Here is a 21,558-nt window from a genome sequence, read left to right on the forward strand (position 1 = left end):
CGGCTACTGAATGGGGAGTGCCGGCACGCTCAGAAACAAGATGCGCTTCTGCTCGAGCCGCGACCGGCGCAGGCTCTCCAGAATGAGCCCGCAGGAGAGGGAAATCCCGGCAAGCACGAAGGCGCTCGCCGAAAGAACTGCGCCCGCCTGCACAGAATCTCCATCGAAGAGCGCCGGAAGCGCGGCGAGGAACCCGAAGAGGCCGAGAAGAAGGCCCGCGACACCGAAGAGGGGGAGCGGTCGTGCGACCTGCATGACACGCAGGAAGGTGGCGACTTCGCCCATTGCGTGCCGCACATTCTCTGCCGGCTTGCGCTCACTCGTGTTCTGACCGCCATCGAGCGACAGTCTCGCGACCGGCACCATGAGTTCGCTGGCATGCAGCGACAATTCGGTCTGCGGGGAAAGCCCTTCGGAGACCGGGGGGAAGCTTTTGACGAAGCGGCGGCTGAGAGCACGGTAGATGGAGGTGCGCGCCGATAGGCCTGTACCGAAGAAGCGCCGGTAGAGGTCAAAGACACTGCCGGCGCCGTGGCGCAGATCGTCGGCGTCGCAACCGCCGAGGGTCGCCGAGGTGCCGACCACCATATCGACGCGTTCCGTCAAAAGGGCATTGATCAGCGAACTCGCATCGGTCGGATCGCAGGACCCGTCGCCTGCGGCAAGGAGGTAAATGTCGGCGTCGATGTCGGCGAACATGCGCCACACCGCCTGGTTCGGCGCATGGTTCGGTGCATGGCTTGGACCGCGCAGAACGCGTGCGCCGGCCTTTCGCGCCTGACGGGCGGTGTCGTCGGAGGAATTCTCGTCGAAGACATAGATGCGTGCATCGGGCAAGGCTTCACGGAAGCCGCGCACCACGTTCTCGATGGTGGCCGCCTGATTGCGGCACGGCAGAAGCACGGCGACGCCGAGGCCCTCGCAGGCGGTGAACTCGCTCATTTCGACGCTTCCCCTTAATGCCGCGCAAACGCAAGCCAAAGATAGCTTCTAAAGCGTTAAAGGAGAGTAAGGCGCCGACTTCGGATCAGGGCATCGGCATGATAGCATTGGACAATGCTACGATTCGTCCCAAGACTGGTTTTTGCCTTCAGCGCCTTGTTCCTGGCGGGCTGGCCGGCCGCGGGTCTGGCGGACCAGATTCCGGCCAAGCGCTATTTCGGGGCCGCCAAGCTTCCCTCCGAAGGGCGCGCCGCGGCGGTCGGGTTTTATTCCAAAGGATGTCTGGCGGGAGGCGAGGCGATCACCATCGACGGCCCCTATTGGCAGGCGATGCGCCTGTCGCGCAATCGCATCTGGGGCCATCCGAATCTCATTCATTTCATCGAGTGGCTGGGGCGCGAGGCCGCCACCAAGGACGGCTGGCCGGGGCTTCTCCTCGGTGACATGTCGCAGCCGCGCGGTGGCCCGATGGTGTCAGGTCATGCCTCGCATCAGGTCGGTCTCGACATCGACATCTGGCTGCAGCCAATGCCGCAGCGCCGTCTCTCGGCGAAGGAACGCGAGACGATGTCGGCGATTCCCGTCGTGGAAGTCGGGCCGCACGAGGTCGATCCGCGACGCTGGACGGGCGCGCATGCAAGGCTCATCAAACGCGCTGCGTCCTATCCCGATGTCCAGCGCATCTTCGTGGCGCCCGGCATCAAGAAGACGCTCTGCGAGACGGCGACGGGCGATCGCTCATGGCTTGCCAAGGTGCGTCCCTATTGGGGCCATAACGAGCACATCCATGTGCGCCTCTTTTGCCCGGAAGGCTCGCCCGGTTGCGAGCCGCAGCGCGCGACGGGCAAGGACGACGGCTGCGGCGCACCGCTCGCCTGGTGGTACTCGAAGGAACCCTATCGCCAGGCCAAGCCCAGCAAGAAGCCGGCGAAGAAGCGCGAAACGACGCTCGACGATTTGCCCAACGCCTGCCGCCAGGTGCTGGCTGCGGGCGACAAGTCTGGCGCGATCACGGCACTTGCTGCCTATGGCGACGACGTTCCGGCCGACGTGGCGGCCAAGGCCGTTGCGCTTCGTCCTGATGTCGGAGCGCCCGGTGCGCCGTCGATGCCGCATACCCTGCCGCAGGCGCGGCCGGCCGTGATCCGCTGAAGCTCTTCCGACGAGGGGACACGCAGGAGCTCCGCCGTTCTCAGAACGGCGGAATTCGCAATCTCGTCTGATCAGGCGGCCGCATTCTCCGGCACGGAGGGGCAGGAGAGGCCGGTGCCGCCGAGGCCGCAATAGCCTCCAGGGTTTTTCGCCAGATATTGTTGGTGGTAATCCTCGGCGAAATAGAAGGTGGGCGCATCGACGATCTCCGTCGTGATCGGCCCGAAGCCTTTCTCTTGCAGAACCTTTGCATAGGCCGCCTTGGCCGTTTCGGCCTTTTGCCTCTGCTCCTCGTCGAAGACGTAGATGCCTGAGCGGTATTGCGTGCCGACATCGTTGCCCTGGCGCATGCCCTGGGTCGGATCATGCGCCTCGAAGAAGCGGGCGAGGAGCTTCGAGTAGCTGATGACATTCGGGTCGTAGACGACGAGCACCACCTCATTGTGGCCGGTGCGGCCGGTGCAGACTTCCCGGTAGGTCGGGTTCGGCGTGGCGCCGCCCGCATAGCCGACCGCAGTCACATAGACGCCGTCTGCCTGCCAGAAGACGCGCTCCGCCCCCCAGAAGCAGCCGAGACCGAAGATCGCCGTCTTGAGACCCTCCGGGTAGGGCCCTTTCAGAGCCCGGCCATTGACGAAATGCGTCTCGGCCGTGGGCAAAGCCTCGGTGCGGCCGGGCAACGCCTCTTCGGGCTTCGGGAGATCGGTCTTCTTGGCGAGCCGGTCGAAGGGGAACATGGGGGGATCCTTTTCTGGAGGTCGCGTTGTGTGAATTCGGCGGGGACTGGAGACCACCCCGTTTAAAGGTCGCGCTCATGCGCGAAGGTGAAACGCCGCCGCGGCCGGCCGAGCCAGAAGAGGAGCGCGGCCACGACGAGCAAGACGGCGAAGGTCGGTGCCGTCAGCACCACCTTCTCGAGAAACGCCCAGAGCCACGGCACCTTGTCGGCAACGGCATGATGTGCGGCATCGAGGCTCGCGGCCGCCCAATTCGCCCAGGTCTCGGCAAAGGGCGTGAGAACGAGGCGTGATTCGGCAATCGATTTCGCCGCGTCGATGACGGCCATGACGAGGCCTGCGGCAGCGAGCCAGATGGCCAGGAAACGAAGAAGAAAGCGGATCATCTGGCCTTGCGCAGCACTTGAGGTTTCATTCCTGGCTCATTAGGTAGGGCCGCGCCGGCTCGCGTGCAATCGCGCTCCGGCTTTTCGTCGACGCTCGGTCTTCGACGTTTCGCATCAGGCCTCGTCTGGGTGCCCGGTCACCGACCGGACGGCTTGGCGGGACCGCCGCGGCCGCTCCCGATCGCAAGATTGGGCGCCCGTCGCAGAAGGCCGAAACGACGCTGACCGCAACAGCGACGAATTCGTGCTCTCCGCCTTGCCCTCAGGGCGCGGCATCGCTAAAGGGGAGCCTCGCCGGAGGGATGGCCGAGTGGTCGAAGGCGCACGCCTGGAACGCGTGTAGGCGGGCAACCGTCTCGAGGGTTCGAATCCCTCTCCCTCCGCCATTTTCGTGCGCCGATTTGCGCCGCATGGCGACGATATGAAGTTCGCAGACTGTACCACCCGCATACCGCTTCCGCGTCTCTGACGTCAGAAGCGTTTGGCAAGTGATCCCGGAGATCGCTTGCTCACCTTCGCCCGCAGATTTCCGGGTGAAGCGTTGCCGCATATGCGGCTTGCGAACGCACGGTACTTGCTATGGCAAATGTCTTTGAAAGCCCCTTCAGGGGCATTACTCTTGATCGTCTCGTCACCAACCCGAACATCCAAGTCGGTCGCTACAGCTATTATTCCGGCTATTATCACGGCCACGGCTTCGATGAATGCGCTCGCTTCCTCTTGCCGGACGAAGGCGTGGACAGGCTCATCATCGGCTCGTTCTGTTCGATCGGTTCGGGCGCGGCCTTCATCATGGCCGGCAACCAGGGCCACAGAAACGATTGGATCAGCACGTTCCCGTTCTATTGGATGCCCGAGGTTCCCGCTTTCGAAGGATCCGAGAATGGGTATCAGCCGGCCGGCGATACGGTGATCGGCAACGATGTGTGGATCGGATCCGAGGCGATCATCATGCCGGGCGTCACGGTCGGAGATGGTGCTGTCATCGGAACCAGGGCGTTGGTCACGAAGGACGTCGAACCTTACGCCATCGTGGGCGGCAACCCGGCCAAGGTGATCCGCAAGCGATTTGACGACGCCGCCATCGCACAGCTCCTCCAACTCCGCTGGTGGGATTGGGACGACGAGGCGTTGAAGGACGCCATGCCGATCCTGACGAGCGGCGACGTCGCGGCCCTTCATCGCCATTGGCAGACGGTCATCGAACCGGCGGAGTGACGCGCCCTTTGCCCTTCTACACGTCCTCTTTTCAGAAGCGGACTGGCAGACCCCTCCGCATCAAGGGCTCTTTCGTGTTCCGCATCGACTCACCGTCCGCGTGTCTCGGTCCGATTGCCTGAGGACAATGCCTGCAGGGTAATCTTGGTGTCTGTGAGATCCTCACGAAAGATACGTTTCTACTTCCAGAATATCACGCCGGATAAAGATTTTCTGGGGGGTGAGACGTGCTGAACTGGGAACCCGAAAATTTGCGCAGTGTTCGAAGCTGCACCGAACACTTACAGCAAGAGCAATTTCGTGCCAGAAAACACCCGTCCAGACCTCCCCGCCGGCTCGCGTGCTGCCAAGGGCAGTTTCGCCGCCATCAAAGGCCATCCAGTCCATCCCATGCTTGTGCCGATTCCGATCGGTGCATTTCTTCTGCTGGTAGTTTCCGATCTCGTTTTCCTGGGAACAGGAGATGCGTTTTGGGCGCGGGCGTCGGTGACGCTTCTCATCGTCGGTATTTTGGGCGGCCTCGCCGCAGCCTTGATCGGCGCCATCGACCTGATGAGCATCAGGGCAGCGCAGAACCGCGTCGGATGGCTTCACGCCGGTGGAAATTCCGCGGCTTTGGTCTTGGCGATTTTCAATTGGAACATGCGCGCAGCTGATCCGGCGGCAGGCGTTCTGCCCTGGGGGCTGACGCTGACATTGGTCATGGCTGTCGGCTTGTTGGTGACGGGCTGGGCCGGAGGGCATCTCGTCTATGTCTACCGGGTGGGAATCCGCCCGGCTGAGGATACGTCTCACTCCTCCTGAGCGATGATCCTCATGCGCGCCCTCACGGAGCGGTCGGCCGGAGCCAATGGATCCGAGACAGTGATGTCATTGCGGCCCGAGGCCGGCATCGCCGTGACCGGCCTCGCCTGGGGATTTCGTCACCCTGGTGAGAGTTCCAAAAAAGTGCCGCGGCTACACCATTCGCCGGAGGGGCGCTTTGCGGGACGACCGGAGAACGCGTTTCACTCCGTCGACGCCGTCGGCTCCAGGGATTTGATCTTTCCCTTTTCAAGCGTCAGGATCTTGTTGCAGGTGCGCTTCAGGAGCGTCGGATTGTGGCTGGCGAGGATCATGATGCCGGCCTTTTCGGCAAGCGCGTTCATGCGGCTCGCCGCCTTGTCCTGAAAGCTCTTGTCGCCGGCGCCGATCCACTCGTCCATGACCAGGATTTCGGGTTCGAAGCTCGTCGCGACCGAAAAGGCGAGGCGCGCCGCCATGCCCTGGCTGTAGGCTTTCAGCGGCATGTCGATGAATTCGCCGAGCTCGCTGAACTCGATGATCTCGGGCATGCGCTCGGCGATCTCTTCCTTGCTCCAGCCGTTGATGAGGCCGCGGAGTTCGACATTGCGCCGGCCGGTCGCCTCGCCGCGAAAGCCGAGCGTGATGTTGAAGAGGGCATCGACGCGCCCGTCGATCTTTACGACGCCGCCGCTCGGCTCATAGACGCCGTAGATGACCTTGAGCAGCGTCGTCTTGCCCGCTCCGTTTGGACCGGCAAGGCCGAGCCGGTCGCCGGCCTTGAGATCGAGGCTGACGCCATCGAGCGCGGTGACGAAGCGTTTCGTTCCGCGGCCGCCGATGACGCCGCCGGGCGGGCTCAGCCTGCGGTCCGTTGGGCGAAAGCTCAGCTTGTGCCGGACGCGGTAGACGAGGCTGACATTGTCGAGATGAATGGAGGGCATCACAGGACGAAGATGATCTGCCGACGGAAACGGCCGAGGCTCCAGAGAGCCAGGAGCCACGAAACGGCGCCGATCAGGCCGCAGACATAGAAGGCATGCAGCGGCAAGATGCCGTCCGTGATCGGAACGCGCACGATTTCGAGGAAATAGGTGAACGGGTTCCAGAAATAGAAATGCCCGCGGATGGCGCCCTCGGCCGGATACCAGAAGATCGGCGTGAGAAAGAGACCGAGCCGGATGATGTTGCCGACGACGAACTGCAGGTCGGGGAAGAAGGCCCCGGCCACGGCAAGGACCGTGATCGCGGCCGGGGTGATCGCGATGATCAGAAGAATGCCGATAAGCGACCATATCCAGGCCACCGTGATCGGCGTTCCGAGAATGAAGAGCAGGCCGAGAAGGCCGATGAGGGCGTAGCCGGCGCGAATGAGCGACTGCATGGTCAGTCGGAACACGTAGACGGAGAGGGGCAGGCGCGTGCCCTTGATGAAGTTCTCCTCACGCACGAAGAGCGAGATGCTCTGGTTGATCACTTCCGACAGATACATCCAGACGAAGAAGCCGAGCGCGACATAGGCCGAAAAGCCGGCGCCGCGCGCATACCCGAAGATGGCGATGAACGTGCCCACGAAGGCGAGGTAGTTGATGAGAAGCCAGATCGGACCGAGCGCCGTGCGCCGGTGCTGATCGGTGATGTCCTCGCCCGCGAGCGCCATCCAGGCGCGGCGGAAGGCGATCCCTTCGCGCAGATCCGCAAATGCGGCCCACAGCCATTTCAGCATTGCCGTTGCCTCACGCAACGCCGTGCCGCCGGAAGTGCCTGAGCACGCCCCTGCGCCGGGGCGACCTCGGGCGCGCGTCGGCGCGACAGGATGGCAGCGTCATAGGCGATTGATGATGCAGCCGACATAAAGGCCGATATCTCCGTAGACGGTCTGTCGATAAGCGCCGGATTTCCAAAGCGCGGAAAGCCGTCGAGGCAACGGGCCGGAGCGCGCTTGTTCGATGCGTTCGATGACGTTTCGCGCATCCGGTGTCAAGAGATCCCAGCAGGCCCGAAGACCGGCGAGATTATGCGCGTTCCATCCCTGAAAGCCGCCCTTGGTGAGGAAGGTGATCCGGCGCAGACGGGCGGGCCAGGAGGAGTTGGCGCCGACGAGATTGCAGCCGTGCTGACGGTAGCCGATGCGCGCTTCGGGCGAGTAATGCACCCGTCCGCCGGCTCCCGTCACCATCATATAGCACCACCAATCGTGGCTCACGAAGTCGCTGCGGCGGGACGCTTCCCGCATCAGCTCGTGGGCGGCCCTGTTCATGACCATGGTGTTGCCGCCTGCGATGCTCTGCAGGATGGCGTTCTGGAAGCTCGGTGTGCGCGGGAACAGCGGTGAATAGCCAAGGAGACTGCCGTCCTCGGCGATGAGGCGCGTGCGGGTGCAGTAGAGCGCCGGCGTGTTCGGGTTCTCGCCCGCGAGCCAGGCGAGCGCAGCGGCGAGCTTGTCCTCGTCCCACAGGTCGTCCTGGTCGCAGAAGGCGACGTAATCGGCCTCGATATCGGGATTGGCGAGAAGCGCTCGGAAGTTTGCCGCGAAGCCATTCCGTGGCCCCGCCAGGCGACGGCAGGCTCCCTTGTCCCATTGCCGTTCCGTCTCCGTCAGGATTTTGTCGGAGCCATCGGAGGAACCATCGTCCGAGATCCAAAGGTCGATGGGCGTGACGGTCTGGTTTTTCAGGGATTGGATTTGCGGCAGCAGGAAACGCTCACCGTTGTAGACCGACAGGAGGACGGCGGTCCGCGGCGCATCCGGTTCAATTCGCGACAAGGACATCGTCTACGCCGCCCCGCTTTGGTGAAAATCCGGCGCTGCTCGCATTCGTGTGCCGTGCCGCTTTGAGATGGCGCTCATCGCGCCGAACCGCGATGCCGGAAGGCGGCACGCCCCTGCCTCACAGACGTCACCTTCGCGACGTCTCCCGAGGCGTCGATGCAGCGTCGCGATGCGAAGGAGTGCGGAGCGTCTGGCAGAACTGGCAAGCCGGCTGACCCTGGGTTGAAAATCGACGAGGCTCATGTCCGGCGCAATAGGGTGATTTTGAGGCATCAAGGGATCGACGGGCGGCTTTGGTCGGTCGCGGCCAAGGCATCATCGTCGTCGCGCGCTCTGTCAACCCTTCCGCGGCGCGCTCGGCGCGGAGCGCATGGCAGGCCGGCGCCTCGGTCCTGCAAGGTGTCGGATGAGACGGCGCGCTGGTCTCTCGAAGACGGTGAAGATCACGAAGGATTGGAGGATGGCAAGTGTGATGGCCGAAACCGCGAAAAGGACGGGATGGGTCTGCGGTTCGAGGATGTAGCGCAGATTGCCGATCGCCAGCATGTGCGTGAGGTAGAGCGAATAAGAGATGTCGCCGAGTTTGCGCAGCCAGAGCGTGCCGAGAAGACCTGCGGCGAGATCGCTGCGCAGGGTGAAGAAGAGGAGGAAGAAGACGGCTACAGCGATCTGCGGCTCCCACCACATGCGTGGGGTATGTCCGAACAGCCAGATGAACGGCATCGGAAAGAGGAATGCGATCATAGCGGCGGAGCCGAGGAAGCCCGCATCGTTGAGCTTCGGAGCGAAATGGATGCGTTGGGACAAAAGCTTCGTGGCCATGCCGATGACGAAGTAATGCCCGAGATGCATGACCGGCATGGAGAAGGGCGGCAGGAGATAATAGGCGAGCGCGATCGCCAGGCAGGCGACGAGGGCGAGATTGCCCGAGACGCGATAGAGGATCCAGAAGAGCGGGAAGAGCGCGTAGAAGCGGAGCTCGACCGGGATCGTCCAAAGCACGTTTTCGCCACGTCGCAGAAGCAGGTGGTCGATGAGATCGGCGCCGTCGATGGAATAGACAAAGGGATATTCGCCACTCTTCCACCGCGTCACCGCGTAGGAGAGAAAGACCACGGCGAGGAAAAGCGGCACGACACGGGCGACGCGGGCCACAAGATATTTGTAGAGCGCAGACGGCCGTGGCGGCGTTTCGAAATAGATATGCGCCATCAGAAAGCCCGACAGCGCAAAGAAGATCATGACACCGATCTGACCGCCGCCGCGCTGAAAATAGTCCTGCGCGATGCCCGTGGCGTTCGCCACATGCGAGAGCATGACGATGACTGCCGCCACGCCCCGCAGACCGTCGAGCGCCGGGATATGCGCGGGAACGGGGGCGGGACCTGGCCAAGGCTGGCTCTCGTCGCGGGCGGTCCGCAGGCGGTCGAACATGTCAGCCGCGCTTGCGGCCGATCAAGGTCGTGGCCGAGGCGAGTTCGAACTGGGCCGTCTCGCTCAAATCTTTGACGAAAGGCTGCTGGCGCGCCTTCCAGTAGCGGCTCGTCAGAATGTCGCGCACACTCATCTCGGCAAATTCCGGGCGCGCGTCCTCCGGCAGCCCCTGCATATAGGAGCGCAAGATCCATTGCAGCGAGCGGAACGGGTGCTGGTGGTCGTCGACGATGTGCTCTATGACCTCGATTTCCGCTCCGTAGAGCCGGCGATGACCTGAGCGCGTCATGTTGAAATAATGGTCCGGATAGCCGTGTTCGGGCTGCATGAAGGGGATGCCGGAAAACAGCAATCCGCCCGGCTTCAGCACACGCACGATTTCCTTTGCGCAAGTGAAGGGATCATCGACATGCTCGAGCACGGCGAGCGTCAGCACCATGTCGAAGGTGTTGTCCGCGAAGGGAAGAGCCTGGCCGACGGTAAGGAGGTCCGTCGACGGATAGTCGAAGATCTCCATGTAGATCACGTCGGGCCGCTCGATCCGCTTGAAGCCAGCGCCGAAATCGAGCGCCATGAAGTTTTCGTGCCGCGCCGCGGCAAGCTGGGTTTCGAGAAGGCTCGGATAGGGATGGTCGGAAACCCCGTCGGCCTTGTCAGCAAGCTTTCCGGAGAAGCCATAAGCGGGATCGAGCATATTGACGGCGCCGGAGGGTGGAAGCGGCGTGGAAAAGCCAGCCTGCGGAAAGACAAGCGCTTCGTCTTTCTCCACCCCGGCTTCACGGCTCTGCCAGTGCCGCAGATGGTCGACGAGCCAGTCCCGCTTGCGAAGTTTGGCAGAACGCGCCGCTGCGACGGTGTCGGCAAGATCGGGCGCGATCGTGACCTCAAGCGCGCCGGCCGGATTGCCATCCACTTCCGCAATGAGGGGCAATGGCGCGTTCAGAGCTTTCGCGTCGAGCCGCGTGAGATCGACATAGGCCCGAAAGCCGATCCCGCCTTGCCCGAGATCGGGGCGCACCACCTTGCTGACCGCAAGTGGCACGCCGGCAAGTCTGAGATCAAGGGGTCCCCCGGAGGAATGTGCAACCCATCCCTCGAACACGTCGTAAGGCGTCGAGAGCTCGGCAGTTGGGTGGCTGTCGAGGTGGATCATGGGGGCGCCTATACGAGTTGCGTGACGATCTTGTCCAGGCGAGACGATCCTCTTCACTGAGGTCGGCAGCGTGTGGCACGAATCTCTCATCGTTTCGCCGCAATATCGTCCGAAACGCTGTGCTTGTGAGACTTCGTTAGCATGTGCTAGCTGATAATCTATCCCAGATGCTATTGCAGGCATGGGTTTGAATAGAAGCGGTCTGGCATGCGACGGTGGCCGCTTTCCGGCGGCCAGGAACGACCCGGGACGCGGGTTTGGTTTCGGGAGTCTCCTTTCCATCTTGCGGAAAGCCGCTGACGGCTTCCGCAACGGGTGTTCGGCAGCGCAATGACAGAACTTGACCACGCGACCTCCAGTGTCCGCCGCGCCTTCATTGGCGTGTTCATCATGAGCGGGATCACCTCCGTTCTGATGCTGGCGCTGCCGTTTTACATGATGCAGGTGTTTCAGCGGGTGCTGCCGAGCCGCAGCGAGGAAACGCTGATTGCGCTTTCGATCCTCGCCTTCATCGCTTTTGCGACCTACGGCATTTTCGAGGCCTTGCGCATGGCGGTCCTGGCGCGGGCGGCCGCGCGATACGAAGCCATGCTCGCAGGGCCAGTCGTTTACGCGCATTTCCTGGATGGCAGCCGCGATGCATCCTCCGGCATGGAGCTCATGCAGGATGTGCGGCAGGTGAAGACTTTCATCGGCTCGCGCGCGCTGGCCGCGGTGGCCGAGGCTCCGTTCATCCCGATCTTCGTCGCCGTCCTCTTCATGGTCGACATTGCGCTCGGGATTTTGATCACTTGCGGCATGGTGGTGATGGTCGTCGTCGCCATCCTCCAGCAGCGCGCCATGAAGCGTGGCATCGAAGTGCAGAACGACGCCCAGCGCGGCGCCAACCGGATCCTGCAATCGCATATCGAACAATCCGAAACGGTGCGCGTCCTCGGCCTGCAGAAGACGGCGATCGCGCGCTGGGGCAGCCTCAATGCGCGCGGCCTCACCGCTTTCGTCAACCTGCAGACGGTCGGTGCGCTCTTCGGCGGCTTTTCCCGCTTCATGCGCTTCAGCCTGCAGGCCTCGATCCTCGGTGTCGGCGCCTTTCTGGCGCTCGAGGGCGATGTCGCGGCGGTGGTCGTCTTCGCCTGCATGATGCTCGGGGGCCGGGCCCTCGCGCCGCTCGACGGTCTCGTCGGCTCGTGGAGCGCGCTGACGAACGCCTGGTCCGCTCATAACCGCGTCCGCGATGCGCTGATCGGCTTTTATGTCGAGCCGGAAAGGACGGCCCTGCCGGAGCCCAAAGGCAATTTCATGGTCGAGAAGCTCGTCTTCGGCGTGCGCGGCTCCGACGAGGCGATCATCAAGCGCATCTCCTTTGGCATCGAAGCCGGCGAGACCATCGGCATCATCGGACCGAGCGGCGCCGGTAAATCGACCCTTCTGCGCCTGCTTGCCGGCGGTCTGATGCCGAATGCCGGCCATGTGCGCCTGGACGGTGCCGACATGCGCAACTGGAACCGCATCCAGCTCGGCGAATATATGGGCTACGTGCCGCAAGCGGTTGATTTCTTCCCCGGTACGATCGGCGAGAACATCGCCCGTTTCGATCCCGACGCGTCGGACACCGATATCGTCGAGGCGGCGCAGCAGGCGGGCATCCACGAGATGATCCTGCGCTTCCCGCGCGGTTACGACACGCGCATTGGCACGGGCGGGATGCAGCCGTCGGGCGGCCAGAAGCAGCTGATTGCGCTCGCCCGCGCGCTTTACCGCAATCCGCGGCTCATCTTCCTCGACGAGCCCAATTCCAATCTCGACCAGGAGGGTGACCACATCCTCTTGGGCGCGGTGAGCCGCGCCAAGGCGCGTGGGGCCACCATCATCCTCGTGACGCAGCGCCCGGTGCTGCTGCAGGTCGTCGACCGCGTGCTCTTGATGAAGAACGGCACGATCGAGAATTACGGGCCGCGCCAGGAAGTTCTGCCCAAGGTGGTGAAGCCGGCGAGCGTGGAACGGCGGCCCGTGCGCCAGATCCAGCAGCCGAAAGGCGCCGAGGAGGCGAACGACAAGACGGACGGCCAGGTCGCGGCCGGCGCGGGAGGGTCCGCATCGTGAAGGAATTGCAGGCGATCGGCATGTATGGCAAGCCGGCCCCAACGGCCCGCAAGCCCCGCAAGGACGACGAGCCCTTCTACCATGCCTGGCACCACGAAGTGCCGTTGAAGCTGACGCGCGCCTACCGGCTCGCCATCATCGCCATGTTCTGCTTCGTCGGGCTTGGCACCTATTGGGCCGTCTCCGCCCCGATCGACGGCGCCTTCATGGCCGATGGCCGCCTGGTGGCCCAGGGCAAGAACCGCATCGTGGAGCATCTGGAAGGCGGCATCGTCAACGAGGTGCTGGTGAAGGAAGGCGAGCAGGTGAAGGCCGGCGATCTTCTGGCTCGCATCGACGTGACGAGCGCGGAGGCGAAGCTTGCGACCGCGCAGATGCAGCGCGACGTCGCCCGGGTGAAGCTTGCCCGCTATCTCGCCGAGCAGCGGGGCGACGACGAGATCGTCCTGCCGCCGGATCTGGAGCGGCGCATCGCCGAAGAGCCGGAGCTCGCCGACACGGCGAGTTCGCAGCGCGAGGAATTCGAAGCCAAGACGGCGGAGATGACGTCGCTGAAAACGATCCTCAACCAGCGCATCGACAACAATCAGCAGCTTCTCGACAATCTGAAAGAGATGCTGACGGAGCGGCGCGAGCGCGTCGAGGCGACGCAGGAAGAGGTGCGCGTTTCGAGCGACCTTCTGGACAAAGGCCTGACGACGCGCGATCGCAATTTCGCTCTCAACCGCCAGCTCGCGTCCGACCAGGATAATGTCCGCCAGACGCTCATTCAGATGGACGACAAGCGCTCCACCATCAACGAGACGCAGGAACAGCTGAACCGGGCCCTGTCGCAGCGGGCCAACGAAGTCGCCCAGCAGATCACGGATCTGCGCTCCAACATCTTCGAGCTCTCCTCGAATATCCGCTATTTTTCGGATGTGACGAAGCGTTCGGAAGTGCGTGCGCCGGTTTCCGGCACGATCGTGAATGTCGCCGTCAACACGCAGGACCAGGTGATCAAGCCGGGTGATCCGATCTTCGAGATCCTGCCGGAAGGCGTGCCGATGAGCATCGAGGCGATGGTCGACCCTCATTACATCGATTCCGTGCGCCAGGGTCAGCACGTCTCGATCCGCTTCCCCTCGCGCGAGCGCTCCAAGGCGATCCAGATTCTGGACGGCGAGGTGAGCTACATTTCGCCGGACAGCGAGCAGGACGAAAAGACCGGCCGCTATTTTTACAAGGTGCGTGCCTCCGTCGACCCGGAGAGCCTGAAAGAGTACGGCAAGGTCATGCCGGGTAATGTGGGGCAGGTGTATTTCGAGCTCGAAAACAAGACCTTCCTGGAATATCTGATCGAGCCCTATCAGGACATGCGCGACAAGGCCTTCGTCGGCTGAGCCGCGCGCAGACACGAGAAGAAGCCTGAAGACGGGCGACCGGAGCGGGGCCGGGGGGAGAGAATGGGCGAGAGCGAGACGCCGGGCATGCTGGCCGACAGGCTTGCGGCGCAGCTGCCGATCACGGCGCGCCGCGTCCTCCTCGCCGGGCGGCCCGTGCCGGGGCTCGAGGCGCTGCTGCGGGCCCGCAACCCAAAAATCGAGATCGACCGCGCGGACAGCGCCACGCCCGCTGCGGACATGCCGGGCGATGCTTCCAGCTGTGAGACGGGCCCCTATGATGCCGCCACACTTGCCGCCGACACGCCCGATGAGGCGGAAGCCGCGCTGAAGGCGCTGGCGCCGCGCGTGCGCGACGGGGGTGTCTGCGCGCTGCTCGTGCCCAACCGGTTTTTCTGGCCGCGGTTGCAGGCCTTCCTCGCCGGCAAGAACGATGGCGCCAGAGCCGGTTTTGATCCCGAAGAGCTGCAGGAGATGGCGAAACGCGCCGGCGCACCGCTTGCACGCATCGTCGCGATCCAGGCGGGACCAGGGCTCGGCGAAGAGACGGCAAAGGCCGTGCGGCCGCTCTGCGCCGCGCTGAAGGTCGATGGCGAGACCGCGCTCCGGCGGCTCGCGGCGTCGCATTTCACCGCCCAGACGCGCCCGCGCCGAGTGCCGGACAGGATCATCCGCTTCACCGGCAAGACGCTCGCTTCAAAGCCCGATGCGATGGCAATCGTCCGTATGCAGGCGCCGCTTGCAGCGCTTGGCACGCTGCCCGAGTTCATGATCGACGATCTCGGCCCCACGCCCAGGCGCCCGAGCCAGGGGACGCGCGATGTCTTCGTCTGGCAGCGGCCGATCCTGACGCGCGAGGAATCGCTTCCCGTCTACAGACAGATTCTCGAAACCCACAAGCTCCTCGTGGTGGAGTTCGACGACAATCCGATGCGCTGGCCGGCGATCGCGGAAAACGGCCACCTCACCTTCCGCTCCGCGCATGCCGTCAGAACCTCGACGGAAACGCTCGCCAAGATCATCCGCGAGTGGAATCCGAACGTCTTCGTCTCGCCCAACCAGATCGAGGCTCTGCCGCCGTTTCGGCCCGTCGAGTCCCGGCAGGGGCCGGTCAGGCTTCTCTTTGCCGCGCTCAACCGCAAAGAGGATTGGGCCCCCTATATCGATGCCGTCAACGAGGTCGTCTCCCGCTATGGACCGGACAGGCTTCGCGTCGACGTCGTCTTCGACCGTGCGTTTTTCGAGGCGGTGAAGGCGGAGGACAAGCATTACCAGCCGGTCCTGCCGTTCAGGGAATACAAGGCGCTCCTGTCGAAGGCGGATATCGCCTGGCTGCCGCTCGAAGACAATCTCTTCAACCGCTGCAAGAGCGACCTGAAGTTCATCGAGTGCGGTGCTTATTCCGTCGCCGTCGTCGCGAGCCCGGTGATTTATGGCGATGTCGTCCGCCATGGCGAGACGGGGCTTCTCTACAAATCGGCGAAACAGCTCCGCGAGCATCTGCGGGCCCTGATCGACGATCGCGAGCGGCGCGGAAAAATCGCCCGGGCGGCCTATGACGAAGTTGCGTCACGGCGCATGCGCACTGACCACGCGAGCGGAGAGGCCGCATGGTACGCAGGCCTGTTGCTAAATCACGAAGCGCTCGAGGCCGAGCGCGTCGCGCGCCTGAGCGATGAGCCGGCCTGGGGCGAGCCACAAACCGAGCCGGCCTAGAGGGTGGACGACGTTATGACCGAAGATCTTTCCTGGCTTTATTCGCCGGTCGTCTTTCAGGTGCCTGAGCGGATCGGAGCCTCAGGCTGGCTGGAGCACACGCCCTTCGCCTTCTGGCTCATCGACAAGCTGCGCCCGGAGCGCCTCGTCGAACTCGGTACACATACCGGCATTTCGTTCTGCGCCTTCAATCAGGCGATCAAGCAGCTCGGCACGGCAACCGCCTGCCATGCCGTCGACACCTGGCAGGGCGACCAGCACGCCGGCTATTACGGCGACAACATCTACAACGAGCTGGCGCGCTACAACGAGGATCGCTACGGCAGCTTCGCGACCCTGATCCGGGCCCGTTTCGACGAGGCGCTCGCCCATTTCGACGACGGCGCCATCGATCTTCTGCATATCGACGGGCTTCACACCTATGAGGCCGTCGCGCACGACCACAAGACCTGGCTGCCGAAGGTGAAGGAGGGGGGCGTCATCCTCTTTCACGACACCAATGTCCGCAGGGGCGATTTCGGCGTGCACCGCTATTGGGCGGAGATCGCCGAGGGGGCGCATGCGTTCGAGTTCTTGCATGGCTTTGGCCTCGGCGTGCTCGTCAAAGGCGAGCCGCGGAACGAGGCGATCGCCGCGCTGTGTGCTGCGCGCCACGACCCGGAGGCGACGAGCGCCGTGCGCCGCACGTTCGCCTTCCTGGGCGGGGCCGTGACGAACCGCTTGAAGCTGGCGATGGCGGCGAAGAACGCGAAAGCTGCGCCTGCTAAGGCTTAGTCGCCTTCCGCTTCGGCCTCGCGGATAAACGTATCGATATCCGGTGAGAGAAGGGCGGGGATGAAGCGCCGGAGCTTGTCTTCCGGCCAGTCCCACCAGCGGATTGTGAGAAGCTTCTGTTTCTGCTCGCGCGAAAACCGTTCGGCGAGCGGTCGGGCCGGATTGCCGCCGACGATTGAATAGGGTTCGACATTTCGCGTCACCACGGCACGTGCCGCGATGACCGCACCATCACCGATGGTGACGCCGGAGAGAATGACGGCCTGGCCGCCGATCCAGACATCGTTGCCGATGACGACGTCGCCTTTGGTCGCGGGATGGCCGACGATACCCCGGGCTTCAGGCCATCTCTTCGCAAGCGCTGAAAACGGGTAGGTCGTCACCCAGTCGGTTCTGTGATTGCCGCCAAGAAAGATCGTCACGCCGTCTGCGATCGACGTATATCGCCCGATGATCAGGCTGGCTTTCTCGCCCCACCAGCGGATGGCGGGGCGGCCGTAGGTGAATTCACCGACTTCGAAGCCGTGGCGCGCGATGACGTCGGCAAGATGGTCGCGCGTGTAGAAAGGCGAAGACATTTTTGCGGTGCGTTCTGGAACGGGCGCCGACGTGGGTCGCAATTGGAAACGGCTGACAAAAAAAGGGGCGCCGAAGCGCCCCTTTCTCTCGCTCCTGGGGAACGATTAGATGACGATGAAGTCGTCCGACGAGATCTGAGACGCGTCGGTGTCTTCGAAGACGATCGTGACCGTGTCGGTACCATCAGTGTATGTGACAAGCACGTCACCCGGCTGGGTGGTCGTGTCGAAGGTGAAGTTCACCGTGTCACCGGTCTCAAGACCGATCACGTCGTTGCCGTCGTCGTCGAAGTCGGTGATGGTCACTGTGTCGCCATCGTCCAGACCCGTGAAGTCGAGGACGTCGTCGCCGGCACCGCCGGTCACTTCGTCAAGGTCGGCCACCTCAATCGTGTCGGCACCCGCACCACCGAAGAGGAACGCGCCGCCGGTACCGGCCGACCCGTCGATGAAGTCGTCGCCTTCACCGCCGTAGACAGAGTCTGCACCATTGACTGTGATCGTATCGGCACCAGCGCCGCCGCCGAGCACGTCGCCGCCCGTCGCGCCGCCGGTGATGAGGTCGCTACCGTCGCCGGCATAGATCTCGTTGCCGCCGCCCGTGGCGGTGATCGAGTCAGCGTCGCCACCACCGAAGACGGTGTCGTTGCCGTCAGCAGCTACCGAATCGATGCCGGCGCCGCCGTAGATCTCGTTGGCTGCACCGCCAGCGGTCACGACGTCGTTGCCGGCACCGCCGTAAACGACTTCGTCGCCAGCCACCGTGATCGAATCATCGCCAGCACCGCCGCCGATCAGGTCCGTCGTGGCGCTACCCGTGATGATGTCGTCGCCGGCACCGCCGAAGAGAGAATCAGCGCCCGTGCCGCCGGCAAGAACGTCGACGCCTTCGCCGCCGTACACCAGGTTATCGCCCGAGCCGGCCACGAATGCGTCGTTGCCGTCAGCCAGGAAGACGACGTCGTTGCCCGCACCGGAATCGATGGAGTCAGCACCGGCACCGCCGAAGAGCGTGTCGGCACCGCCGCCCGTCTCGATCGTATCGTCGCCGTCACCGCCGCCGATGATGTTGACCATGTTGCCGACGCCAGCACCGCCGACAGAATCCGCGCCGGCACCGAGGTAGATTTCATTGACTTCGCCGGACACGCCAAAGGCGATCGATTCGGCGTTCAGGTCGACGGTGTCGTTGCCGTCGCCGCCCAAGACCGTGTCGCCAAGGCCATCGGGGGCCATCGTCATGACGTCGTTGCCGGCACCCAGGAAGACCAGGTCGTGCTCGCCGCCGTCGCTCACGACGTCGTCGCCGGCCATTGCGTAGATTGAATCCGCAGCAGCGCCACCCACCAGGGTGTCATCGCTGTTCGTTCCGAAAATTTCAGCCATGTGTTTCTCCAGTAGAGCTTCAAAACACGCGCGTGTGTTGTATCCCCATCCCCACGCCATGTTTGCGCCGCGGCGGAGGGTAACGCGGACCGCAGCTTATTGCGGAGGCCCCTATCGGTGTCAACCTGCGAAAGCCGCGGCGGATAAATTTCCGCGGGGGTTGCTAAAATGCAATTGTCGCGTCGTAGAAAGGGCTTAAGTGAAAACGCCAGCTGGGGAAAGCTTCTTTTAAAGAAACTTAAGAGTACCTGAAAAAAATGGCGGCGCCTTTGCCTGTCTGCGGGCGCCTCTCGTGCGGCGCGGCAGGTTTTGTGCCAGCCTTTGCAGAGCTGTTGTGGTACGCCACGGTTTCCTTCGCCCATTCGCCGCCGTTGGTGTCGCTCGACGCGCGAATGACATCTCTGAGCTCCCCTAAGTCCTTGGAAAACAAACGTGTGGAGCGCCGTTCTCGGCGTGTGGCAGATGCGACACGTCTTTCGCCGGTCTGTCGCTGATGCAAGGCGGCGGGGCGTCGCAGGGCCTGTCGATCCGGCGATCTGGCTCTTGAGAGCCTGTGGAGCGATGGCCTGGCGGCACCGCGGCGCGCCCCTCTCCCGAAGGGCGGCGGCCCGTGCGGCCTTCCGGTGAGCCATCCCTGAGGCCGGCCTGCGGCTCAAGATCTCGTCGGTGCGTTGGCACGGAAGTGTTGCCCGTCTGCATCATGTCAAGCGGCCGGCGCAGGCGGCTTTTCCGCCGTTTCGGGTGCCTTGTCGGCGGCATTTTCAGCGCGGCGCGCACGCCTCGGCGATTCTTAAGACCGCTTCCACCTCGATCCGCCAGTTCGGGTGGGCCGGTGCCGGGCCCGGCGACACGATCTCACCGCGCAGGAAGCCATGGGCGAGACCGAGGCTGCGATAAAGGCTCTGATGCATGGGACGGAAGCCGCCATGCGGCTCGAGCTCCAGGATCGTCGTGCCCGGTCGGCAGAAGACGCAGTTGAAGAGGCCGGAGCCCGACGGGCCGATGACGATCTCGGCTTCCTGAAAGGCTGCGATGCGGGCGCCGAGCGGCAGGGTCTCGGGCCGGATCTCTTCAAAGCCGAGGGTGCCGAGGCGGGTGACGATCTCGTCCTCGTTCATAAGAATGCGCCGCGGTGCCGTCTTCGACCAGCTTCGGCGCGAGATATAAAGCCGGCGCCCCGCGCCGCGCGGCGAGGATGCAGGGCCGGCCAGCCGCGCGGCGAAGGCGGTGAGAGCCCGGCGCAGCTCGGACGGAAACACGTTGCCGGGGGCGGCGAGCGAAGGGGCGAGGCCATCGGCAAGGGTTGTGACCGCCGTCACGTCCTGCGCGATGACGTCCCGTCCGGGTGCCGCGGCCGCCACGATCTCGCGCATCCACTCCGCCTCCATCGGCACGAGGAGCGCGCGCCCCGCCGCTTCGGGGATCTCATCGAGGAGCAGGAGTTTTGGCAGGATGCGGAAGAGCCAGGAGCCGTAATTGCGCGATTCGGTCGAGCCGAGCGCGACCACCGGCGTGTCGATCGGCGGCGCAAGATGGGCGTCGGCCGCGATGCCGAGCCTTTCGCCGGCGCGGCTCACCCCGTGCGTCATGCGGAATTCGTGCGGGAAAGCGGACAGCGGGCGAGCATGATCGAAGAAGGGCGCGGGGAGAAGCAGAACGTCGTTGACGAGGACAGGCTCTGCCGCGCCGCTCTCGGCGATGTCCGGATCTCCCGGATCGATCAGCGCCCGCTGGCCGGCGAGGAGGACGTTCTTTCCCGCAACCACATAGCGCGGCCGCGCCTGAAGCGGTTCGCGCTCGATCTCCGATTCGGGCGGCGCGCCGAGGGGAAGCCGCGGCCCCTCATCGCCGAGCGGTGCAGCGCCCGCAACGGCCTTGGCCCGCAGCCGCGGCGAGAGCGGATGCCACGCGTCGGGCCGCGTCCAGAGATCCGGGCCGCGTGCCGGCGCGACCTCGCGCCCGGCAAGGCCGCGCAAGATGGCTGCGGCATCCTCAGCCACGTGTGCTGCCGTCCGGATCCTTTGCCCGCTCGGCCTCCAGCTTTTCGATGCGTGTCCGCAAGGCCTGCAACGTCCGCTCCTGGCGGGAGACGAGATCGACGAGCCGGGCCGTCACATGTTCGGCGTCGCGCGCCTCGGCTCCGGCGGACGCTTGCGTCTCCTCGATCGGCGCATCCGCCTCGTCGATGACGGCGAGCCCCGTCCTGTCCGGCATGAAGCGGGCGAGGATCTCCTGGTTGCGCACTTCGTAGCGGCGGCGCACGAGATCGAAGAGGTTTTTCGGCAGCTTCAGCTTTTCCGTGCCGCCGCCGGAGCGGCCCATCGCAAGGACGTCCATCGGCCGGTCATCGTCGAGGCTCTCGAAGAGGCCGGAATGGCGGGAGAGAAAGCGCAGCAGCCGTGCGTCCGGGCTGACATTCTCATTGGCGACCGGGGCGAGGCCCTCGGCCGGCGTTTTGAGAAACTCCGCGAAATCGGCGAAGAGATCGCCGCGCGTCAGAAATCGCGGATCGAGAAAGCGCAGGTGGAGCGCGCCTTCTCCCGCGATCTCGCTCCATTCGGCGATCGTCGTTTCATAATCGGGAAGCCCGGAGTTCATCCGATAGGCGATGAATTCCGGCAGAGACAGCCCGCGCTTCAGCCCCCATTGCCGCCACGCGGCGAGAAGCACGCGATCCTGCCGGCGGATGTAATAGGCGACGCGCACCGACATCTCGCCGAGAAGCGGGACGAAGAGCGCCGCATGGCCGGGATTGAAAAGGATCTCGGTGGAAAGAACGAAGCGGGCGTCGGGCGCCGTAATCGCCGCCATCCTGGCGCGCAAATGGTCCGCAAAAGCCTCGGGCGCGATCCCGGCATTGGCGCGGAAATAATGCAGCGGATTGCCGGAAACCTTGTTGTGCGGATCGAAGCCGAGATCCCCGCCGGCGATAAAGAGACCGCGGCGCGCAAGCTCCTCCGCATTCCGGGCGAGAAACGCCTGGAGCGTCGACGAGCCGGTCTTCGGGTGGCCGATATGCAGAAGAAGTTCGCGCATCAGGG

19 protein-coding genes and 1 tRNA gene are annotated in these 21,558 nt (G+C 64.0%); 8 read left to right on the plus strand and 12 right to left on the minus strand.

Going from position 1 to position 21,558, the window contains the following annotated elements; genetic code table 11:
* Positions 1 to 3: 3 nt before the first annotated feature.
* Positions 4 to 942 carry a glycosyltransferase family 2 protein gene (locus NYQ83_RS16575; protein WP_261215938.1) on the minus strand — a complete coding sequence of 313 codons (939 nt, stop codon included), beginning with the start codon at positions 940 to 942 and terminating at the stop codon, positions 4 to 6.
* Positions 943 to 1,056: 114 nt separating this feature from the next.
* Here NYQ83_RS16575 and mepA point away from each other — a divergent pair, with 114 nt between their 5' ends.
* On the plus strand, positions 1,057 to 2,094 hold the full coding sequence (gene mepA / locus NYQ83_RS16580) for a penicillin-insensitive murein endopeptidase (protein WP_261215940.1): 1,038 nt from the start codon (positions 1,057 to 1,059) through the stop codon (positions 2,092 to 2,094).
* Between the two features lie 71 nt (positions 2,095 to 2,165).
* On the opposite strand, the gene msrA is transcribed toward mepA, so the two are convergent.
* Both msrA and NYQ83_RS16590 read right to left on the minus strand, forming a co-directional pair.
* Positions 2,166 to 2,831 (minus strand): peptide-methionine (S)-S-oxide reductase MsrA, encoded by a 666-nt coding sequence (msrA, locus tag NYQ83_RS16585; RefSeq protein WP_261215942.1) that lies wholly within the window; start codon positions 2,829 to 2,831, stop codon positions 2,166 to 2,168.
* A 62-nt stretch (positions 2,832 to 2,893) separates the two neighbouring features.
* On the minus strand, positions 2,894 to 3,217 hold the full coding sequence (locus NYQ83_RS16590) for a hypothetical protein (protein WP_128291915.1): 324 nt from the start codon (positions 3,215 to 3,217) through the stop codon (positions 2,894 to 2,896).
* 296 nt (positions 3,218 to 3,513) lie between these two features.
* Between NYQ83_RS16590 and NYQ83_RS16595 the strand changes: the two genes are divergently transcribed.
* The 3 genes from NYQ83_RS16595 to NYQ83_RS16605 all read left to right on the plus strand — a co-directional run bounded on the left by NYQ83_RS16595 (position 3,514) and on the right by NYQ83_RS16605 (position 5,239).
* A tRNA-Ser gene (locus NYQ83_RS16595) sits at positions 3,514 to 3,603 on the plus strand.
* 193 nt (positions 3,604 to 3,796) lie between these two features.
* Positions 3,797 to 4,435, plus strand: coding sequence for a type B chloramphenicol O-acetyltransferase (gene catB / locus NYQ83_RS16600; RefSeq protein ID WP_261215944.1), 639 nt, complete (start codon positions 3,797 to 3,799; stop codon positions 4,433 to 4,435).
* A gap of 258 nt (positions 4,436 to 4,693) precedes the next feature.
* On the plus strand, positions 4,694 to 5,239 hold the full coding sequence (locus tag NYQ83_RS16605) for a DUF2231 domain-containing protein (protein ID WP_261215946.1): 546 nt from the start codon (positions 4,694 to 4,696) through the stop codon (positions 5,237 to 5,239).
* 203 nt (positions 5,240 to 5,442) lie between these two features.
* Here the strand turns inward: NYQ83_RS16605 and NYQ83_RS16610 are convergent, their stop codons facing one another.
* The 5 genes from NYQ83_RS16610 to NYQ83_RS16630 all read right to left on the minus strand — a co-directional run bounded on the left by NYQ83_RS16610 (position 5,443) and on the right by NYQ83_RS16630 (position 10,578).
* Positions 5,443 to 6,162 (minus strand): ABC transporter ATP-binding protein, encoded by a 720-nt coding sequence (locus NYQ83_RS16610; RefSeq protein ID WP_261216233.1) that lies wholly within the window; start codon positions 6,160 to 6,162, stop codon positions 5,443 to 5,445.
* Positions 6,162 to 6,944, minus strand: a complete 783-nt coding sequence (locus NYQ83_RS16615) for an ABC transporter permease (protein WP_261215947.1) — start codon at positions 6,942 to 6,944, stop codon at positions 6,162 to 6,164. The genes NYQ83_RS16610 and NYQ83_RS16615 overlap by 1 nt, the downstream gene beginning before the upstream one ends.
* A gap of 99 nt (positions 6,945 to 7,043) precedes the next feature.
* Entirely contained in the window at positions 7,044 to 7,985 is a 942-nt protein-coding gene (locus tag NYQ83_RS16620; RefSeq protein ID WP_261215948.1) for a glycosyltransferase, read from the minus strand.
* 342 nt (positions 7,986 to 8,327) lie between these two features.
* Positions 8,328 to 9,425 (minus strand): acyltransferase family protein, encoded by a 1,098-nt coding sequence (locus tag NYQ83_RS16625; protein ID WP_261215949.1) that lies wholly within the window; start codon positions 9,423 to 9,425, stop codon positions 8,328 to 8,330.
* Position 9,426: 1 nt separating this feature from the next.
* On the minus strand, positions 9,427 to 10,578 hold the full coding sequence (locus NYQ83_RS16630; RefSeq protein ID WP_261215950.1) for a class I SAM-dependent methyltransferase: 1,152 nt from the start codon (positions 10,576 to 10,578) through the stop codon (positions 9,427 to 9,429).
* A 330-nt stretch (positions 10,579 to 10,908) separates the two neighbouring features.
* Here NYQ83_RS16630 and NYQ83_RS16635 point away from each other — a divergent pair, with 330 nt between their 5' ends.
* The 4 genes from NYQ83_RS16635 (at position 10,909) to NYQ83_RS16650 (ending at position 16,553) form a co-directional block, all read left to right on the plus strand.
* Entirely contained in the window at positions 10,909 to 12,681 is a 1,773-nt protein-coding gene (locus NYQ83_RS16635) for a type I secretion system permease/ATPase (protein WP_261215951.1), read from the plus strand.
* Positions 12,678 to 14,063: an HlyD family type I secretion periplasmic adaptor subunit gene (locus NYQ83_RS16640; protein ID WP_261215952.1), complete on the plus strand. Its 1,386-nt coding sequence runs from the start codon at positions 12,678 to 12,680 to the stop codon at positions 14,061 to 14,063. The genes NYQ83_RS16635 and NYQ83_RS16640 overlap by 4 nt, the downstream gene beginning before the upstream one ends.
* A gap of 63 nt (positions 14,064 to 14,126) precedes the next feature.
* Complete coding sequence (locus tag NYQ83_RS16645; protein WP_261215953.1) at positions 14,127 to 15,779, plus strand: glycosyltransferase; 1,653 nt, start codon at positions 14,127 to 14,129, stop codon at positions 15,777 to 15,779.
* Between the two features lie 15 nt (positions 15,780 to 15,794).
* The gene (locus tag NYQ83_RS16650) at positions 15,795 to 16,553 is read left to right on the plus strand and encodes a class I SAM-dependent methyltransferase (RefSeq protein WP_261215955.1); all 759 of its coding nucleotides are present in this window, start codon (positions 15,795 to 15,797) and stop codon (positions 16,551 to 16,553) included.
* Here the strand turns inward: NYQ83_RS16650 and NYQ83_RS17800 are convergent.
* From NYQ83_RS17800 to NYQ83_RS16670, 4 genes are all read right to left on the minus strand, one after another.
* On the minus strand, positions 16,550 to 17,131 hold the full coding sequence (locus tag NYQ83_RS17800) for a CatB-related O-acetyltransferase (protein ID WP_314733315.1): 582 nt from the start codon (positions 17,129 to 17,131) through the stop codon (positions 16,550 to 16,552). The genes NYQ83_RS16650 and NYQ83_RS17800 overlap by 4 nt on opposite strands.
* Before the next feature lie 105 nt (positions 17,132 to 17,236).
* The gene (locus NYQ83_RS16660; protein WP_261215957.1) at positions 17,237 to 18,517 is read right to left on the minus strand and encodes a calcium-binding protein; all 1,281 of its coding nucleotides are present in this window, start codon (positions 18,515 to 18,517) and stop codon (positions 17,237 to 17,239) included.
* Positions 18,518 to 19,278: 761 nt separating this feature from the next.
* Positions 19,279 to 20,517, minus strand: coding sequence for a glycosyltransferase family 61 protein (locus NYQ83_RS16665; protein WP_261215958.1), 1,239 nt, complete (start codon positions 20,515 to 20,517; stop codon positions 19,279 to 19,281).
* Positions 20,510 to 21,553, minus strand: a complete 1,044-nt coding sequence (locus NYQ83_RS16670; protein ID WP_261215961.1) for a hypothetical protein — start codon at positions 21,551 to 21,553, stop codon at positions 20,510 to 20,512. The genes NYQ83_RS16665 and NYQ83_RS16670 overlap by 8 nt, the downstream gene beginning before the upstream one ends.
* Positions 21,554 to 21,558: the final 5 nt, after the last annotated feature.

Source organism: Afifella sp. JA880 (genome assembly GCF_025379905.1).
Taxonomy (GTDB): domain Bacteria; phylum Pseudomonadota; class Alphaproteobacteria; order Rhizobiales; family Afifellaceae; genus Afifella; species Afifella aestuarii.

Coding starts and splice junctions, on each gene's coding strand:
- NYQ83_RS16645 (WP_261215953.1), top strand. CDS start 14,127: ATGGGCGAGAGCGAGACGCCGGGCATGCTGGCCGACAGGCTTGCGGCG.
- NYQ83_RS16615 (WP_261215947.1), bottom strand. CDS start 6,944: ATGCTGAAATGGCTGTGGGCCGCATTTGCGGATCTGCGCGAAGGGATC.
- NYQ83_RS16575 (WP_261215938.1), bottom strand. CDS start 942: ATGAGCGAGTTCACCGCCTGCGAGGGCCTCGGCGTCGCCGTGCTTCTG.
- mepA (WP_261215940.1), top strand. CDS start 1,057: ATGCTACGATTCGTCCCAAGACTGGTTTTTGCCTTCAGCGCCTTGTTC.
- NYQ83_RS16630 (WP_261215950.1), bottom strand. CDS start 10,578: ATGATCCACCTCGACAGCCACCCAACTGCCGAGCTCTCGACGCCTTAC.
- msrA (WP_261215942.1), bottom strand. CDS start 2,831: ATGTTCCCCTTCGACCGGCTCGCCAAGAAGACCGATCTCCCGAAGCCC.
- NYQ83_RS16625 (WP_261215949.1), bottom strand. CDS start 9,425: ATGTTCGACCGCCTGCGGACCGCCCGCGACGAGAGCCAGCCTTGGCCA.
- NYQ83_RS16610 (WP_261216233.1), bottom strand. CDS start 6,162: ATGCCCTCCATTCATCTCGACAATGTCAGCCTCGTCTACCGCGTCCGG.
- NYQ83_RS17800 (WP_314733315.1), bottom strand. CDS start 17,131: ATGTCTTCGCCTTTCTACACGCGCGACCATCTTGCCGACGTCATCGCG.
- NYQ83_RS16635 (WP_261215951.1), top strand. CDS start 10,909: ATGACAGAACTTGACCACGCGACCTCCAGTGTCCGCCGCGCCTTCATT.
- NYQ83_RS16670 (WP_261215961.1), bottom strand. CDS start 21,553: ATGCGCGAACTTCTTCTGCATATCGGCCACCCGAAGACCGGCTCGTCG.
- NYQ83_RS16650 (WP_261215955.1), top strand. CDS start 15,795: ATGACCGAAGATCTTTCCTGGCTTTATTCGCCGGTCGTCTTTCAGGTG.
- NYQ83_RS16590 (WP_128291915.1), bottom strand. CDS start 3,217: ATGATCCGCTTTCTTCTTCGTTTCCTGGCCATCTGGCTCGCTGCCGCA.
- NYQ83_RS16660 (WP_261215957.1), bottom strand. CDS start 18,517: ATGGCTGAAATTTTCGGAACGAACAGCGATGACACCCTGGTGGGTGGC.
- catB (WP_261215944.1), top strand. CDS start 3,797: ATGGCAAATGTCTTTGAAAGCCCCTTCAGGGGCATTACTCTTGATCGT.